Source organism: Enterococcus sp. DIV2371 (assembly GCF_050498525.1).
Taxonomy (GTDB): domain Bacteria; phylum Bacillota; class Bacilli; order Lactobacillales; family Enterococcaceae; genus Enterococcus_B; species Enterococcus_B mangumiae.
On sequence record NZ_JBIPAJ010000001.1, the window covers coordinates 231,050 to 248,132 of the forward strand.

At 40.2% G+C, this 17,083-nt stretch carries 14 protein-coding genes and 1 pseudogene; 10 read left to right on the plus strand and 5 right to left on the minus strand.

Annotated elements, in window-relative coordinates:
* Nucleotides 1-70: 70 nt before the first annotated feature.
* Both mazE and IGL24_RS01120 read left to right on the plus strand, forming a co-directional pair.
* A pseudogene (mazE, locus tag IGL24_RS01115) lies at nt 71-291 on the plus strand (type II toxin-antitoxin system PemI/MazE family antitoxin).
* On the plus strand, nt 291-659 hold the full coding sequence (locus IGL24_RS01120; protein ID WP_207699258.1) for a type II toxin-antitoxin system PemK/MazF family toxin: 369 nt from the start codon (nt 291-293) through the stop codon (nt 657-659). Before mazE ends, IGL24_RS01120 begins: the two are co-directional and overlap by 1 nt.
* Nucleotides 660-845: 186 nt before the next feature.
* Here IGL24_RS01120 and IGL24_RS01125 read toward each other — a convergent pair whose 3' ends face one another.
* From IGL24_RS01125 to IGL24_RS01140, 4 genes are read right to left on the minus strand one after another with little or no spacing between them, the layout of a single operon-like run.
* Nucleotides 846-1,508, minus strand: a complete 663-nt coding sequence (locus tag IGL24_RS01125) for an ABC transporter permease (protein WP_277989370.1) — start codon at nt 1,506-1,508, stop codon at nt 846-848.
* A 5-nt stretch (nt 1,509-1,513) separates the two neighbouring features.
* A complete protein-coding gene (locus IGL24_RS01130) occupies nt 1,514-2,431 on the minus strand; it encodes an osmoprotectant ABC transporter substrate-binding protein (RefSeq protein ID WP_206854370.1) in 918 nt (305 codons plus the stop codon).
* The gene (locus IGL24_RS01135) at nt 2,428-3,069 is read right to left on the minus strand and encodes an ABC transporter permease (RefSeq protein WP_206854368.1); all 642 of its coding nucleotides are present in this window, start codon (nt 3,067-3,069) and stop codon (nt 2,428-2,430) included. Before IGL24_RS01135 ends, IGL24_RS01130 begins: the two co-directional genes overlap by 4 nt.
* 3 nt (nt 3,070-3,072) lie before the next feature.
* Nucleotides 3,073-4,242 (minus strand): betaine/proline/choline family ABC transporter ATP-binding protein, encoded by a 1,170-nt coding sequence (locus IGL24_RS01140; RefSeq protein ID WP_206854366.1) that lies wholly within the window; start codon nt 4,240-4,242, stop codon nt 3,073-3,075.
* 261 nt (nt 4,243-4,503) lie between these two features.
* Here IGL24_RS01140 and queA point away from each other — a divergent pair, with 261 nt between their 5' ends.
* Both queA and IGL24_RS01150 read left to right on the plus strand, forming a co-directional pair.
* The gene (queA, locus tag IGL24_RS01145) at nt 4,504-5,535 is read left to right on the plus strand and encodes a tRNA preQ1(34) S-adenosylmethionine ribosyltransferase-isomerase QueA (RefSeq protein WP_207699257.1); all 1,032 of its coding nucleotides are present in this window, start codon (nt 4,504-4,506) and stop codon (nt 5,533-5,535) included.
* 572 nt (nt 5,536-6,107) lie between these two features.
* On the plus strand, nt 6,108-8,759 hold the full coding sequence (locus tag IGL24_RS01150; RefSeq protein WP_206854360.1) for a calcium-translocating P-type ATPase, PMCA-type: 2,652 nt from the start codon (nt 6,108-6,110) through the stop codon (nt 8,757-8,759).
* A 76-nt stretch (nt 8,760-8,835) separates the two neighbouring features.
* Here IGL24_RS01150 and IGL24_RS01155 read toward each other — a convergent pair whose 3' ends face one another.
* Entirely contained in the window at nt 8,836-9,528 is a 693-nt protein-coding gene (locus IGL24_RS01155) for a DUF975 family protein (RefSeq protein WP_206854357.1), read from the minus strand.
* A gap of 207 nt (nt 9,529-9,735) precedes the next feature.
* Here IGL24_RS01155 and tgt point away from each other — a divergent pair, with 207 nt between their 5' ends.
* The 6 genes from tgt (at nt 9,736) to dctP (ending at nt 17,081) form a co-directional block, all read left to right on the plus strand.
* Nucleotides 9,736-10,881: a tRNA guanosine(34) transglycosylase Tgt gene (gene tgt, locus IGL24_RS01160; protein WP_206854354.1), complete on the plus strand. Its 1,146-nt coding sequence runs from the start codon at nt 9,736-9,738 to the stop codon at nt 10,879-10,881.
* 93 nt (nt 10,882-10,974) lie between these two features.
* Nucleotides 10,975-11,352: a preprotein translocase subunit YajC gene (yajC, locus tag IGL24_RS01165; protein WP_206854351.1), complete on the plus strand. Its 378-nt coding sequence runs from the start codon at nt 10,975-10,977 to the stop codon at nt 11,350-11,352.
* Nucleotides 11,353-11,665: 313 nt separating this feature from the next.
* Nucleotides 11,666-14,263, plus strand: a complete 2,598-nt coding sequence (gene adhE, locus IGL24_RS01170) for a bifunctional acetaldehyde-CoA/alcohol dehydrogenase (RefSeq protein WP_206854346.1) — start codon at nt 11,666-11,668, stop codon at nt 14,261-14,263.
* A 235-nt stretch (nt 14,264-14,498) separates the two neighbouring features.
* Nucleotides 14,499-14,753, plus strand: a complete 255-nt coding sequence (locus IGL24_RS01175; protein ID WP_206854343.1) for a hypothetical protein — start codon at nt 14,499-14,501, stop codon at nt 14,751-14,753.
* A gap of 197 nt (nt 14,754-14,950) precedes the next feature.
* Complete coding sequence (locus IGL24_RS01180; protein ID WP_207699256.1) at nt 14,951-16,057, plus strand: glycoside hydrolase family 88/105 protein; 1,107 nt, start codon at nt 14,951-14,953, stop codon at nt 16,055-16,057.
* Nucleotides 16,058-16,073: 16 nt separating this feature from the next.
* Nucleotides 16,074-17,081 (plus strand): TRAP transporter substrate-binding protein, encoded by a 1,008-nt coding sequence (dctP, locus tag IGL24_RS01185; RefSeq protein ID WP_207699255.1) that lies wholly within the window; start codon nt 16,074-16,076, stop codon nt 17,079-17,081.
* The last annotated feature ends 2 nt before the right edge of the window (nt 17,082-17,083 follow it).

Here is a 17,083-nt window from a genome sequence, read left to right on the forward strand (position 1 = left end):
CCGCAAATGTATTCACGTTATATTTATTTTTTGTTTATAGTATGATGATAATAGATAGGAGGCGAAAATTATGAAGACTAGGAAACAAGGGAATGCGATTGTTTTGACTGTGCCTACTAAATTTGGTATAGAAGAGAATGTTGAGTACATTGCTGTTAAGGGGGAAGACGATACAATCACGTTTATAAAAAAGAAAAAAATATTTTTGATGAAGCATTTGAAAATGATGAAACAATTGATGCAAGTGCTGGATTTCCTGAGGATTCACTTGTAGGAAAGGAAATTATTTAATGGTATATAATATTAATGGCTATACGCCTAAACAAGGAGATTTCGTGATTATTAATTTCAATCCTAGTATAGGTAGAGAGAGTAAAAAAAGAAGACCTGCAATTGTTGTCAGTGCGAACCATTATAATGCAGTAACAGGGATGTGTGCGGTTTGTCCAATTGCTAATACGAAATATAAAAACTATATTGCATTAGATAAGAGTCATAAACTACAAGGATATATCAATCCTTTTCAAATCAAAACATTTGATTTTATGGAAAAGCAGAGAAATGTACGCTTTGTAGAGAAAGCCACTCTCGCTGAGTTAGGTGAAGTGGCACAAATCATTGATATGGTGTTTGATTTTTCATCATTATTGTCAGAGTAAGTAGCAACTCATTTATTTATAGTTTATATAGAACTGTACATACCAGAAGATTTAGTCAATGATTATCAATCTGAACTTCAGTAAAAAAACACCACCAAATCAAGCGTTTATTTCTTGAACTGGCGGTGTTTTCAATTGTTTAAAGATAGAAATCTATTGGGTTCAATTATGCATTCTCTATGTTCATCATCTTGAATGCTTTGCCGCAGGGTCTAAACGGCGTTCGATGATCCCTAAGACCCAGTCGGTGATAATGGCCATAAAGGCTGTTGGTAAGGCACCAGCTAAGATGATGGAAGTACCATCTGTGGCATTCGTTCCACGAATGATGATATCGCCTAAACCGCCTGCACCGACAAATGCACCGATGGCTGTGATCCCGATAGCAACTACTAAAGCATTTCGAATACCTGCCATAATAACAGAAACAGAAAGTGGTAGTTCGACCATAAAGAGTCGTTGACTGGCAGTCATACCCATTCCTTTGCCGACATCAAGGATATTTTTGTCGACTTGGATCATCCCTGTATACGTGTTCTTGATGATCGGTAGTAGCGAATACAAGAAAACTGTAACGATCACGACATTCACTCCTAAACCTAACCCGATCATCAAGATTGAGATCATGGCTAAGGAAGGAATCGTTTGGATGATATTGGCAAAGCGAATCACCCAGTTAGCTAATTTCCGTTTTCTCGAAATAAGAATACCGATGGGAATGCCGACGATTGCCGCAAAAAGTACACCGTAGATCGAAATGAGAAAGTGACGGAGAAATTGCGAAAAGACGTACGTGCCATTCTCTTGAAAATAATAGATAAATTGTTGGAACCAATTCATGTTTTCCATCGTCATCACTCCCCTCCAAAATAATGGTTTTCTTTTAAAAAGCGCTCTGCGACGACAGAAGGCTCAACCAAATTATTATCTGCTTCATAGTTCAATTGTTGCATTTTTTCTGTGCTGATCGTGTTGCCTAACCTTGAGAGTGCTTCTTCTAAACCTGGTGTGTCTTTCAAAAGTTGATTGTCTACAACCGGTGCAGCATCATAAGGTGGAAAGAAGCTCAAATCATCTTCTAGCATGACGAGATCATAACTAGCGATACGACCGTCTGTTGAATACCCTAAAACGATATCCATTCGCCCAGCTTCTACAGCATCATAGACCAAACCAATCTGCATTGGTAAGATGGAGTCAAATGAAAAGCCATACGTTTCTTGGAAGCCGTCATAGCCATCTCCTTTACGATTGATCCATGAAGTATCGACACCGGCAACAAGTTCGTCGGCGACATTCTTCAAGTCACTGACTTTTTTTAGATTGTATTTTTCCGCCGTATCTTTACGGACAAGAAAAACATACGTATTCTCAAAACCATAAGAAGGGAACCATGTTTGGTTGTATCGTTCTTCAAATTCACGTTTCACGATATCAAACGCTTTTGCGGGATCTTTTTCAGGTGGCAGATTAAGGGTAGTCGTCAAATCTGTCCCTGTATAGCGCGCGGCAGAAATCGAAGCATCGCCATTGATCATCGCTTGGTGATTGATCGTTGTCGTTGCTAAGTTATTGATGATCGTCGTATTTTTTTCCGTATAGTGTTCGATCATCCCAGCAACGATACTTCCGAGGATCTGAGCTTCAGAAGTGATCCCGCCAGTGATAGAAATCGTATCTTCATCCGTATTACTGGCTAATCCTGGGAAGGAACAACTTGCCAGTAGCAGGACGGTCATTACGAGTATGAGACTATTTCTGATGCGTTTCATTCGTCATTCTCCTCTCTCAATGCGATCGGAGTTAACCGATTTTCTAAGAAACCTAGTAGGAAATCCGCAAGCAAAGCCAAAATCGTTACAGGGATCGTTCCAGCAAAAATCAAATCGGGCTGATAATTATTCAAGCCACTAAAAATCAAGTCACCTAAACCACCTGCACCGATATAAGAGGCAAGTGTTGCCCAGGCGATGACATAGACAGCAGCTAAACGGATGCCTGCCATGATCGTCGGCATAGCGATCGGCAACTCAACAGAAAAAATCGATTGAACATTCGTCATGCCCATGCCTTTTGCGACATCGCGGTAATTCCAATCCACGTTCTTCATCCCGATATACGTATTTCTTAAAATGGGTAAAAGAGAATAAATGAATAGGGCAATGATTGCAGGGACTTTCCCGACGCCAAATAAAGGAATCATAAGTGCCAATAGTGCAAGAGAGGGGACTGTTTGCAACGCACTGGTCAAACCAATGACGATTGTTGCGATTTTAGGAAAACGCGTCAAAAGAACACCTAAGGGAACAGCAACGGCAATCCCAATGATCAAAGCAATTGCTGAAATATAGAGATGTTCAAGACTTTTTGAGACGATCTCCGCGCCATGTTGTTGGAAAAATTCGGCCATTGGTCAGACCTCCTTTGTTTCGGGCGGCGTACCAATTGCATCTGTGATAGATGGTTCTTCACCCCAGATCACGTCATAGACGATGTCTACAAGCGATGCTCGAGTTAAAATACCGACGACTTTATTTTGTTCATCGACTACTGGTACATATTTCAGACCACGTTTTAAGATTCGTTGGAGCGTATCACGCAAGTAAGCAGATTGTTTTACATAGAAAACATCTTTATTCAAAATATCGCCAACACTCGAAACTTTCCCACGTTTTTTATCAATCGTTTCAACATCGATAAATCCTTTTAAAGTATTTGAATTATCAGTTACTAAAAGGGTGTCGACACGTTTTTCACGCATGAGCTTGATCGCTTCTTGCAATGATTTTTCGGGAGTGATCGTAATGGCTTGGTTCAACATGACTTCGCCCACTTTTGTCGTATCTGGTTTCGCTTGAAGCAAACGATCTTCACCAATCAATTCCTCGACAAATTCATTGGCAGGATGACGTAAAATATTTTGTGGCGTATCAAATTGAATCACTCGACCTTCACTCATGATGGCGATGCGACTGGCTAGTTTGATTGCTTCGTCCATATCATGTGTGACGAAGACGATTGTTTTCCCTAAACGTTCCTGCAAGTCTTTGACTAAGTCTTGTAAAGAATCTCTTGTAATAGGGTCTAACGCGCCAAAAGGTTCATCCATCAAGATAATGTCTTGATTCGCTGCTAACGCACGGACGACACCGATACGTTGCTGTTGACCACCAGATAACTCATGAGGGTACCGATCAAGCATCTCACGTGGAAGCTCAACAAGATCAATCATTTTTTCGGCTGTTTTGTTGCGTTCTTCTTGGCTGACCTTCAATAGCTTTTGGACAAGCGTGATATTTTCTCGAATCGTCATGTGGGGCATCAAGCCGATGCTTTGAATCACATAGCCGATTTGTCGGCGGAGTTCAACGGGGTTGATTTCTTGGATCGACTTGCCATCAATCAAAATTTGACCTTCAGTCGGATCAGTCATGCGGTTAAGCATACGCATCGTCGTTGTTTTTCCGCTACCACTCGTACCGATGAAACAGATGAATTCACCTTTTTCAAAAGAAAGGTTGACGTCCTCAACTGCGATTTTTCCACCTTTATAAATTTTTGATACATTCTGAAATTCAATCATACTGCACCTCTTCTTTTCTTTTTACATAAAGAATGTTCTTATATTAGTATGCCTAAAATAACTAAGGAACACAAATTTGATGATTTATTTATTAGGCAAATAACTAAATTAATAAGGTATTTTTGATTCTGTAGATAAAATATATCTGAAAAGATAACGTAATTTATTATAAAAGAATGGATTAAGACTATTTTTGCTTTTTGGCATTGTCAGCATAAAATGGTAAAATGAAAGAGCGAAATAGAGAAAGTGAGTGACGATATGTTAACAACAGAAGATTTCGATTTTGAATTACCCGAAGAATTGATTGCCCAAACACCATTGAAAGACCGTGACCATTCCCGTTTACTTGTAGTGGATCGCCAAACAGGTGAGCTGGCGGATAAACATTTCCATGAGATCATTGACGAACTAAATCCTGGCGATGCGCTAGTGATGAACAATACTCGCGTATTACCGGCTCGTTTATATGGAGAAAAAGTAGAAACTGGCGCGCATTTAGAAGTGTTGCTTTTGACCAATACGGAAGGCGATACGTGGGAGACGTTGATCAAACCTGCTAAGCGTGCCAAAGTAGGGACTGAGATCACTTTTGGCGATGGTCGCTTAAAAGCAGTCGTTAAGGAAGAACTCGATCATGGTGGACGGATCATTGAATTTGCTTATGAGGGGATTTTCTTAGAAAATCTAGAAGCACTTGGTGAAATGCCATTGCCACCTTATATCAAAGAACGTTTAGAAGATCCAGATCGCTACCAGACAGTTTATGCGGAAGAAAATGGCTCAGCAGCTGCACCAACTGCGGGGTTACACTTTACGACAGAATTACTAGACGAAATCAAAGCAAAAGGGGTAGAACTTGTCTATTTGACACTCCATGTCGGTCTTGGTACTTTCCGTCCAGTGAGCGTCGACAAGATTGAAGAACATCAAATGCACAGTGAGTTTTATCGTTTGACCGAAGAGGCAGCTGAGCGCTTGAATCAAGTGCGTCAAAATGGCGGGAAAATCGTGGCAGTAGGAACGACTTCGATCCGTACACTAGAAACGATTGGCACTAAATTTGATGGTGAGATCAAAGCAGATAGTGGCTGGACTGATATCTTTATCACGCCAGGTTATGAGTTCAAGGTAGTTGAAGCCTTTTCTACGAACTTCCACTTACCAAAATCAACTTTAGTCATGTTAGTGAGTGCGTTTGCCGGGAGAGAGCTAACGCTTTCTGCCTATCAGCATGCCATTGATGAACGTTATCGTTTCTTCAGTTTTGGCGATGCGATGTTTGTGAAGTAACTCAAAGAAATAAAAAAGACCCCGACTCTCGATTAGTCGGGGCTTTTGTGCTTCGGAAGGAAACAAATAAATAGAATTAGTGTAACTTTCCATGGAACATGCAAAGTACGGTGTTGAATTTCTTCTTGATAAACAAAAAATCTTGTTTTCTTTACATCTTCAACAGTTGAATCATCTCTTGTTCCTATTCAATTTTCAGATGTTCATGTTATTTAATTGTTACGTATCCCACTACTTCTTTTTTTGAACGATTCTCGTTTCAAACAGTCATACGCATTCACTATTTATAATGGTTACTTCACATGCTCTTTAAGGTGAAACTTGTACTTCTAACAACTTTGTTTGCTTATACTACTCTATCGAGAAATTCTTCTATCTATTTGTTTTTTCCTCCTTCCTTATGGTTAAATCATACCATGTTTTGGTAGCGCTTGCAAGAGATAAGGGTCCTTTATTTAAAAATTTTTCTCTACATATATATATGCGATATAGTTGAATTAATTAAAAAAATGATGTTATACTAAAATCGTACGTTAACATAACGTTCATTTTTAAAAGAAAGGGAGTATAGGATGGATAGTTACAAAAAAACAATAGAAGAAATAGCAGAAGAAACAAAAGTAGATATAGATCAAGGGTTGTCGATGAGTGAAGCAAAGGAACGAAGTCGGCAACAAGGAAAAAATCAATTCGAAGAAGCCCCCAAAGAATCACTCTTCAAAAAATTTATACGAAGTCTTTCAGATTTTACCACGATTGTTTTATTAGTTGCCGCAGTCATTTCATTTTACACCGCATTTGCAACAGAACATGGAGACCTATTCGAAGGACTCTTGATCATTGCGATCGTTATTATCAATTCAGTTCTAGCTATCGTTCAAGAAGGGAACGCAGAAAAAGCATTAGAATCTCTCCAAGATATGAATAAACAAACCGCTACGGTCCTTAGAGATGGGAAAGTAGAAAAAGTAGATGCTGAAAATTTAGTCGTTGGAGATGTGCTGATTTTAGAATCAGGATCAGCGATTGCAGCAGATGCTCGTTTAGTAGAAACATCACAATTACGCGTAGAAGAATCAGCTCTAACCGGTGAAAGTGAGGCTGTCGAAAAAGACGCAGGTTACATAAGTCAAGAAGATGACTCTCTCGGTGACCAATTAAACATGGTCTTTAAAGGCTGTACCGTTGCCGCAGGTCGTGGTAAAGCGATCGTTACAGCAATCGGTATGCAGACTGAAATGGGTAAAATCGCCGGATTATTAAATGACCATACGATGCAGAAAACACCACTGCAAGTTCGCTTGAACCAACTAGGAAAACGAATCAGTGTGATTGCGTTAGCAGCGGCTGCCTTAGTCTTTTTGATTGGTGAACTTCAAGGTGAACCATTACTTGAAATGTTCATGACTTCGATTTCATTAGCCGTTGCTGCTGTACCAGAAACATTAACTGTCATCGTTACGTTGACACTTGCCTATGGTGTGCAGAAGATGGCGAAAAAACATGCCATTATTCGTCAGTTACCAGCTGTTGAAACACTAGGTACTGCGAATGTCATCTGTTCGGATAAAACCGGTACTTTAACACAAAATCGGATGCGTGTCCGTCGTGTTTGGAGTAAAGAAGATGAAGTGACAGACGTCGAAGATTCGATGACAAATAGCGCGATGGAAATTTTAAAAATGGCTGCTTTATGTACAGATGTGACCGTTGAAAAAGAAGACGACGAATTGATCGTCAAAGGGAATCCAACGGAAGCCGCAATCGTACGTGCAGTCGAGGAAAACTATCATACAAAAGAAGAATTAGAAGAAAAATACCCAAGGATCGATGAACTCCCATTCGACTCTGATCGCAAAATGATGACGACGGTCCATGAAATGGGCGATAAATATATCTCTATTACAAAAGGCGCTTTTGATGTCTTGGCATCAAGATTTACATCAGGGGACGTTGAGCAAGCTGAAGTGGTCAATGACCGTTTTGGGAAACGTGCGTTACGTGTGATCGCAGTAGGTTATCGAACATATGACGAAAAACCACAAGAAATCACTTCTGAAGCCTTAGAAAAAGAGTTGAGTTTGATTGGCTTGATCGGTATGATCGATCCGCCACGTCCAGAAAGTAAAGGGGCGATCAAACGTGCGAAGAAAGCTGGGATCAAAACAGTCATGATTACTGGGGATCATGTGGTAACAGCGAGTGCGATTGCGAAAGAATTAGGGATTTTGAGCAATAGTAACGAAGCACTTTCAGGTGCTGAACTTCGAGCATTATCAGATGAAGAATTAGACGAACGTGTCAAAGATCTTTCTGTTTATGCCAGAGTAACACCCGAAGATAAGATCCGGATCGTCAAATCATGGCAACGGACAGGTGCTGTGGTCGCAATGACAGGTGATGGGGTAAACGATGCGCCAGCGTTGAAAGCAAGTGACGTTGGGTGTGCCATGGGAATCACCGGTACTGATGTGGCGCAAAGTGCCTCTGACATGATTTTGACTGATGATAACTTTGCGACGATCGTTGATGCAGTTAGTCAAGGACGTTCCGTTTATCAGAATATCCGTAAAGCAATCAACTTCTTGTTGAGCTGTAATATTTCTGAGATTTTTATCGTATTGATTGCCATGTTAGTTGGTTGGGGCGCTCCATTTACCGCTGTTCAATTATTGTTCGTTAATGTGGTAGCGGATGGCTTGCCAGGGTTTGCTCTTGGTAGAGAACCAGCAGAAGAAGGCATCATGAATGAAGCACCAATTCCTAAAAATGAAGGAATCTTCGCGCGTGGTCTAATGAAGAAAATCGCCATCAATGCAGGAATATTCACGGTAGTCACTTTATTCGGTTACTACTTAGGAAGCTTCGTGGATACGATCAGCCCTTGGGTCGATGCCAGTCAAGAAGTCGGACAAACTGTAGCATTTCTAGTGTTGGCTTACTCTTCGATCATCCATGTCTTTAATGTTCGTAGTAGTCAATCGATCTTCAAAGTGAACTTAGCAACGAATAAATCGTTAGTGGAAATGGCGATTCTCTCAGTTCTAATCACGTCAGCAGTTGCTTTATTACCATTCACGCAAGAATTATTTGGTTTAGTTCATATTAGTTTGAATCACTGGTTCTTAGTAGGGATCTTGTCAATCGTACCGATCGCAGTTAATGAATTGATCAAATTCCACCAATTACCAGAAGCAGATGAGCTAGAAGAAGCGGACGCATAATATTCGTTCTTTGCGTTTATTTTCCAACAAAAAAAGAGGCGGAATTTTTTCCGACCTCTTTTTTAGTGGAGTATACTTAGATATTTTTTGGCAATTGATTATAAAAAGCCGCTTTTGTCGCGCTGATATAAGGATTCAACCATAGATAGCCGATACCTAATGTTGCAAGTGCTAAGATATGCCAACCGATAAATGACAAGTCTAACCAGAAAAGTTTGCCTTTATAGCCATCCATCAATTTTCGACTAGCAGTGATCGTATCTAATACTTTTGGTTTTTCGCCAGTTTCCGTCACGATATCATAGTAGATAAAGTAGCTTTGTGAGTAAGAGTAACTTTTAATGATTCCAGGAATAACAAGTAACAATGCCCATAAAGAAGTAAAGATCGTTGTTAGTAAAGCTAACAAGATCACGCCACCAAAGAACATTCCTGAGAAACCACGAAACGCATCTTTGAATGGTTCGATTTTCGTTCGTTGTCCACGTAAAATGTCTAGGTAGGTCCAAGAGATTCCGCTCATGAATAGTGCAGTGATGATACTAGAAAATAGACCGGTTCCTGAGCCACCGCTACTTGTATTTGTCGCTTCCTCCATCATTGTAGCTGTATCAGGCATACTTGCGACAAGTAGTGCGATTGGAAGAACAAGAATCATAACAAGTGCAATTGCAATTAAAGATGGAATTAAATTTAATAAAATTGCTTGTCCCCAACGTCCCTTTAAGCTATCTTTTGCCTGTTGTTTTAATTCACCAGAAGATACCATATTTTCAACTCCTTTTTTTTGATAGTCTTAGTATATCAAAGAAGAACAGATTTTGCTGTAGGAAACATCTATCGTTATTGAAAGGTTTACAAAAAAAGTAGATTAAAAAAATCTGTGGAGAAGGAGAAGCTCTTGCAAAAAGTAGTTGAAAAGATTATGATGGTGGGAGTTGCAAACGTGATTATATAAAAGAAAGTAGGGAATTGAATGACAGAACCTGCCATTCGTTATCGTTTAATAAAAAAAGAAAAACATACGGGTGCCCGCCTGGGTGAATTGATTACACCTCATGGGACATTTCCGACGCCGATGTTTATGCCAGTCGGTACATTAGCTACCGTTAAAACTATGGCTCCTGAAGAACTAAAAGAAATGGGTGCTGGCGTCATTTTGAGTAACACCTATCATTTATGGCTTCGCCCTGGAGAAGATCTGGTGGAAGAAGCTGGTGGTCTGCATAAATTCATGAATTGGGATCAGCCGATTTTGACGGACTCTGGTGGTTTCCAAGTCTTCTCATTAAGTGATATGCGTAATATTGTTGAAGAAGGCGTTCACTTTAAAAACCACTTAAACGGATCAAAAATGTTCTTATCTCCTGAAAAAGCAATCAATATCCAAAACAAATTAGGCTCCGATATCATGATGAGTTTTGATGAATGTCCACCATTTGACGAGAGCTACGATTATGTGAAAAAGTCAGTTGAGCGGACTTCTCGCTGGGCAGAACGTGGATTGAAAGCCCATGCGAATCCAGATCGTCAAGGGTTATTCGGTATCATCCAAGGTGCTGGATTTGAAGATCTTCGTAAACAAAGTGCAAAAGACTTGATCAGTATGGATTTCCCTGGCTATTCAATTGGGGGCTTATCTGTTGGCGAACCAAAAGCTGAGATGAATCGTGTGCTAGAATTTACAACACCATTGATCCCCGATCACAAACCACGCTACTTGATGGGCGTAGGTGCTGCGGATTCATTGATTGATGGCGTGATCCGCGGAGTGGACATGTTCGACTGTGTGCTACCGACGCGAATCGCTCGAAATGGGACATGTATGACTTCACAAGGACGTTTAGTCGTGAAAAATGCGCAATATGCCCGTGACTTCCGCCCAATCGATGAAAAATGTGATTGCTATACTTGTAAGAATTACACAAGAGCTTATATCCGCCACTTGATCAAATGTGACGAAACATTTGGTATTCGTCTAACGTCTTACCATAATCTATACTTCTTGTTGAATTTGATGAAACAAGTACGTCAAGCGATCATGGATGATAATTTGTTAGAGTTCCGTGCTGCCTTTTTTGAAGAGTATGGCTTCAATAAAGAAAACGCGAAAAGCTTCTAGTAGGATTCGTGAAATTTAGCTAAAAAACTAGTTTCTAGTGCGGTTTTCTGATAAAGTGGTTAGTGTAGATATTTAGTTAGTGAGGTGAAAAAAATGGGTTCATTACCAATGTTAGTGATGTTCGTTGCCCTATTAGGGATGTGGTTCTTTATGTCACGTACACAAAAGAAACAACAACAAGAACGTCAAAATTTGCTTGATAGTATGAAAGCTGGCGATGAAGTAGTCACGATCGGCGGACTTCATGGCGTGGTCTCAGAAATCGACGAAACAAACCGTACCGTTGTGTTAGACTGCGAAGGCATCTTTTTAGAATACGATCGAGCAGCAATCAAAACGGTAAAACCAGGGACAGGCGCGATGACAAGTACACCAATCGCACCAGTAGAAGAACCGACAGAACCAGAAGTAACTGAAACTGTTGAAGTTCCAGAAACACCTGAAGAGAAAAAAGAAGAAAAAGAATTGTAGGAACCAGTTGTTTTAGACCCGTGGGCTAAACGTTCAAGGAGCTAGGCAATTCTTTAGCAAAAAAGACTGATCGTCATGTTTATCTCGTGTGGAGATAAGCTGGCAATCAGTCTTTTTTTTGAATTTATGAAAAATTTCACTTATTTCATAATGAAAGAATAGTTGATGTTCTGCCGAGTTGAATGGTTGATTTTTTAAAGAAAACATAACTGTGAAAAAAATCACAAAAAAGTATTTACATCGAAAAGAAAGTGTTGTATGATGTGTATGTGAAATAATTAACAAATTACCATGACTCAGTAGGAGGAGCATAATGGCTAAAATAATTGAAAAAGAAGAGACAAAAACTGTTGATGTACAAGCGATGATCGACGATTTGGCGGCAAAAGCAAATGTTGCGTTGAAAGAAATGGAAAATTTTGATCAAGAAAAAGTGGATCACATTGTGCATGAAATGGCAATGGCTGCATTAGATCAGCATATGCCTTTAGCAAAAATGGCGGTTGAAGAAACTGGCCGTGGAATCTATGAAGATAAAGCAATCAAAAATATGTATGCTTCAGAATATATCTGGAACAGCATCAAATATGATAAAACTGTCGGAGTGATCAATGAAGATACACAAAAAGGATTGATTGAAATCGCTGAACCAGTCGGTGTTGTTTGTGGGGTAACACCAACAACGAACCCTACTTCAACAACGATCTTCAAATCAATGATCGCTTTGAAGACAAGAAACCCGATCGTTTTTGCTTTCCATCCAAGCGCTCAAAAATGTTCTGCTGAGGCAGCAAGAGTCGTTCGTGATGCAGCAATCGCAGCAGGTGCACCAGAAAACTGTATCCAATGGATCGAGTATCCATCAATCGACGCGACTTCTATGTTGATGAACCACCCAGGAATTGCGATCGTATTAGCAACTGGTGGATCAGGCATGGTAAAATCAGCTTATTCAACTGGTAAACCAGCTTTAGGTGTAGGACCGGGTAACGTTCCTGCTTATATCGAAAAAACAGCAAAAGTAAAACGTGCAGTCAATGACTTGATCGTATCTAAAACATTCGATAACGGAATGATCTGTGCTTCTGAGCAAGCGGTCATCGTAGACAAAGAAATCTATGCAGCCGTAAAAGCGGAATTCCAAGCGCATCAAGTTTACTTCGTTAAACCAGCAGAACTTTCAAAACTAGAAGATGCTGTGATGAATGAAGGAAAATATGCTGTAAACCCAGCAATCGTTGGACATTCAGCAATGGATATCGCAAAATTAGCAGGTATCAAAGTGCCTGAAGGAACAAAATTATTAGTGGCAGAATTAGAAGGCGTAGGTCCTGATTATCCACTTTCACGTGAGAAACTTTCACCAGTTTTAGCAATGGTCAAATCAAACAGTACAGAACATGCCTTTGAATTATGTGAAGGAATGTTGAATCTTGGTGGATTAGGACATACAGCTGTCATCCATTCAGAAAACGAAGATTTACATGTGCAATTCGGTCTACGCATGAAAGCTTGCCGTATCTTAGTCAACACACCATCAGCAGAAGGCGGAATCGGAAACATCTATAACGAAATGATTCCATCATTGACACTAGGTTGTGGGTCATACGGAAAGAATTCTGTTTCAAGAAACGTATCAGCAGTCAACTTAATCAACGTCAAAACTGTAGCGAAACGGAGAAATAACATGCAATGGTTCAAATTACCACCAAAAATCTTCTTTGAAAAGAACTCTTTGCTTTACTTGGAAAAAATGGAAAATGTGGAACGTGTCATGATCGTTTGTGACCCAGGTATGGTCCAATTTGGCTACTGTGACACAGTAAGAGAAGTATTAGCACGTCGTAAAAATGATGTGAAGATCGAGATCTTCTCAGATGTTGAGCCAAACCCTTCAACAAACACAGTTTATGCTGGAACAAAAATGATGGCGGACTTCAAACCAGATACAGTGATCGCTCTTGGTGGTGGATCAGCAATGGATGCGGCGAAAGGCATGTGGATGTTCTATGAGCACCCAGATACTTCATTCTTTGGCGCAAAACAAAAATTCCTAGATATCCGTAAACGTACGTACAAAATCGACAAACCTGAAAAAACACAGTTTGTATGTATCCCAACAACATCAGGAACTGGTTCAGAAGTAACACCATTCGCAGTAATCACAGATAGCGAAACACATGTGAAATATCCATTAGCTGACTACGCATTGACACCAGATGTGGCAATCGTTGACCCACAATTTGTTATGTCAGTACCAGCTTCTGTTACAGCAGATACAGGTATGGACGTATTGACACATGCCATCGAATCTTATGTATCTGTCATGGCTTCTGACTACACTCGTGGTTTGAGTTTACAAGCAATCAAATTAGTCTTTGACTACTTGGAAAAATCAGTGAAAACACCTGATATGGAATCACGTGAGAAAATGCATAATGCGTCAACAATGGCTGGTATGGCCTTTGCAAATGCCTTCTTAGGAATTTGTCACTCAGTTGCGCATAAAATCGGTGGAGAATACGGCATTCCTCATGGACGTACGAATGCGATCCTATTACCGCATATCATCCGCTACAATGCGAAAGACCCGCAAAAACATGCAATGTTCCCTAAATATGACTACTTCCGTGCGGATACAGACTACGCAGATATCGCGAAGTTCTTGGGCTTGAAAGGGAAAACAACAGCAGAGCTTGTGGACGCATTGGCAACAGCTGTTAGCGACTTAGGAAAAGCTGTCGGTATCGACATGAGCTTGAAAGCACAAGGTGTGACTCAAGAAACATTAGATACAACAGTTGATCGTATGGCTGAATTAGCTTACGAAGATCAATGTACAACAGCGAATCCAAAAGAGCCATTGATCAGCGAATTGAAACAAATCATTATCGATGCATATAATGCATAATTCATAACTAAAAGTTGTCCCAACAACGGATCAAGCATGAGAGAATCGTCTCACTTGGTCCGTTGTTTTTTTACTTTTAGTCAGAGGTGGAAAAAAGGGAAGAACTTCTGGGAAAGCTAGGCAGTTCATTACATTTTTTTCCTGAATTTTAAAAAAAGAGTATTAGATTATTGGAATAATAAGTCGTTCATGAATGCGCTGTGCTACTATTTTTCTATATAAAGGAGATGAGCGCTTGAAAAAATATTTGTTTAGTTTGTTGTGTGCATGTATCGTTTCTCTCGGACTATCCTTTCTTTTAGAACGAGAGACCTTACGTAACATTGGGATCGGTTTGCTCTTAATCGGTATTGCGCTTTCCGGAACAGCAGTGTCAGGCGATCGGATGTGGGCGAATCAGGAAAATAGCGAGTTGGGTTTTCGTAAGAACTACTTTTGGTTTCCGTTACTTGCTTGTCTGCCATTTTTTATGGTGTATACTTTTTTATAAAGGGTGATTCTAAAGCCATGACGAGAAGCAAGCGTCATGGTTTTTGTTTTGTTCGCGCCTTTTTTGGTCAAATTCATTAATAATGTTGTTATGTCAATTTTAGATAGTTTTTGTTCAAACGATGCTATTTATTGAGAAAGCGTTTACTGATATATTAACAGCATAGAATGAAAGCGATTTAAAAAGGAGCGAAACAAATGATCATTAAAGAAAAAATATTTGTGGAAAAAGAAGTAGTGGAGAAAACGATTGATCGCTTAGTCGAGAATTTGACGACGATCAAAGATGATTCAGGTGAATTTTTATTGGATTTTGATGGGCTGAAGGTGGACGACAAAAGTTGGACAGTGTGGAATTGGCCTCAAGGTGTAGGGTTGTATGGCATCTATAAAAATTATCAGATGACTAAAAATCCTCGTGCAGTGGAAGTAGTGATTGAGTGGTTTGAGGCACGGATGCAAGAGGGCGCACCGCCAAAGAACGTCAATACGATGGCACCGATCCTTACGATGGCGTATTTATATGAAGAGACGCAAGATACACGTTACTTGCCTTATTTGCAACAGTGGGCGGAATGGGTCATGCATGATATGCCAAGGACGGAAGAAGACGGGTTACAACATGCTACATATGGTCCGGAAAATAAGAATCAATTATGGGACGATACATTGATGATGACTGTTTTGCCATTAGCAAAAATCGGTAAGCTTCTGGATCGTCCAGAATACTTAGAGGAAGCTAGATATCAATTTATGATCCATATCAAATACTTGATGGATAAACGTACAGGGCTGTGGTACCACGGATGGACATTTGAAGGAAACCACAATTATGCGGAAGCATTTTGGGGGCGTGGAAATTGTTGGTTGACCATTGCGATTCCTGAAATCATCGCGATTCTTGAACTGAAAGAAGGAGATGCTTTCCGTAAATTGTTGATCGAAACACTAGAAGCACAAGTGCAAACCTTGGCAGAATATCAATCAGAAAGCGGCTTGTGGCATACCTTGATCGATGATCCAACTTCTTACGTAGAATCATCTGCTACAGCAGGGTTTGCTTACGGTATTTTAAAAGCGGTACATGAGCGCTATTTGCCAAAAAAATATCTGGAGACTGCGTACCGTGCGATCCAAGGGTTACTTGATCAGGTTGATGAAACTGGTGAAGTGCAAAATGTTTCCGTAGGTACAGGTATGGGTGATGATTTGGAGTTTTATCGTACGATTGGAAAGACTGCGATGCCTTATGGGCAGTCATTACTTGTTTTGTGTCTGACAGAATTGCTTGTATCGTATTGTTAACTGAAAGGAGAAAGACATGAAAAAAACACTTGCTTTTGCTTTGCTAGGAATTATCGGTTTGAGTGGTTGTGGTAGTCAGTCAAGTGTCGGTACTGTGGCAGAAGCGGAAGAGCAGATCACGTTACGCTTTGCCTATGCCAGTAATAGTCAGCCAGTAATCGATGCGATGAATAAATTCGGAGAGTTAGTCGAGGAGAAAACAGACGGTTCTGTCATAGTAAAATATTTCCCTGATGGTCAGTTGGGAGGCGAACGTGAGTTGATCGAACTGACACAATCCGGTGCGATCGATTTTACGAAAGTCAGTGCTTCAGCATTAGAAAGCTTTTCTAAAGTCTATTCGATTTTTTCAGTTCCTTACTTGTTCAATGATGAGCAACATTTCTTCAATGTCATGGAAAATGAAGAAATCATGCAGCCTATCTATCAATCAACATCCGATCTAGGTTTTTCTGGTCTCACCTATTATGATTCCGGACAACGTAGTTTTTATATGGTCGATGGACCGATCCATACACCTGATGATTTAAGAGGGAAAAAAATTCGAGTGATGCAAAGTGAAACAGCCATTCGAATGGTGGAATTATTAGGTGGCTCGCCTGTGCCGATGGGAAGTGATGAAGTGTACACTTCGCTACAGTCAAACTTGATCAATGGCTCAGAGAACAACGAGTTTGTTCTCTATACAGCAGGACATGGCGGTGTAGCAAAGTATTATTCTTATGATGAGCATACCCGCGTACCAGACATCATCATTATGAACGATGCGATCAAAGAACGTTTGACTGCGGAACAACAACAAGCAATCGATGAAGCAGCAAAAGAATCCACGGTTTTTGAAATCGAAGCCTTTGCTCAAGCGATTGAGGAAGAAAAGAGGCTAGCAACCGAAGAATACGGCGTTCAGTTCAATGAAGTAGACAATGCGCCATTTCGTGAAGCCGTCGCACCGCTGCATGATGAATTCAAAAATAATCCGGACTTTCAAGCGCTTTATCAAATGATCCAAGAAGAAGGGGTGTAACA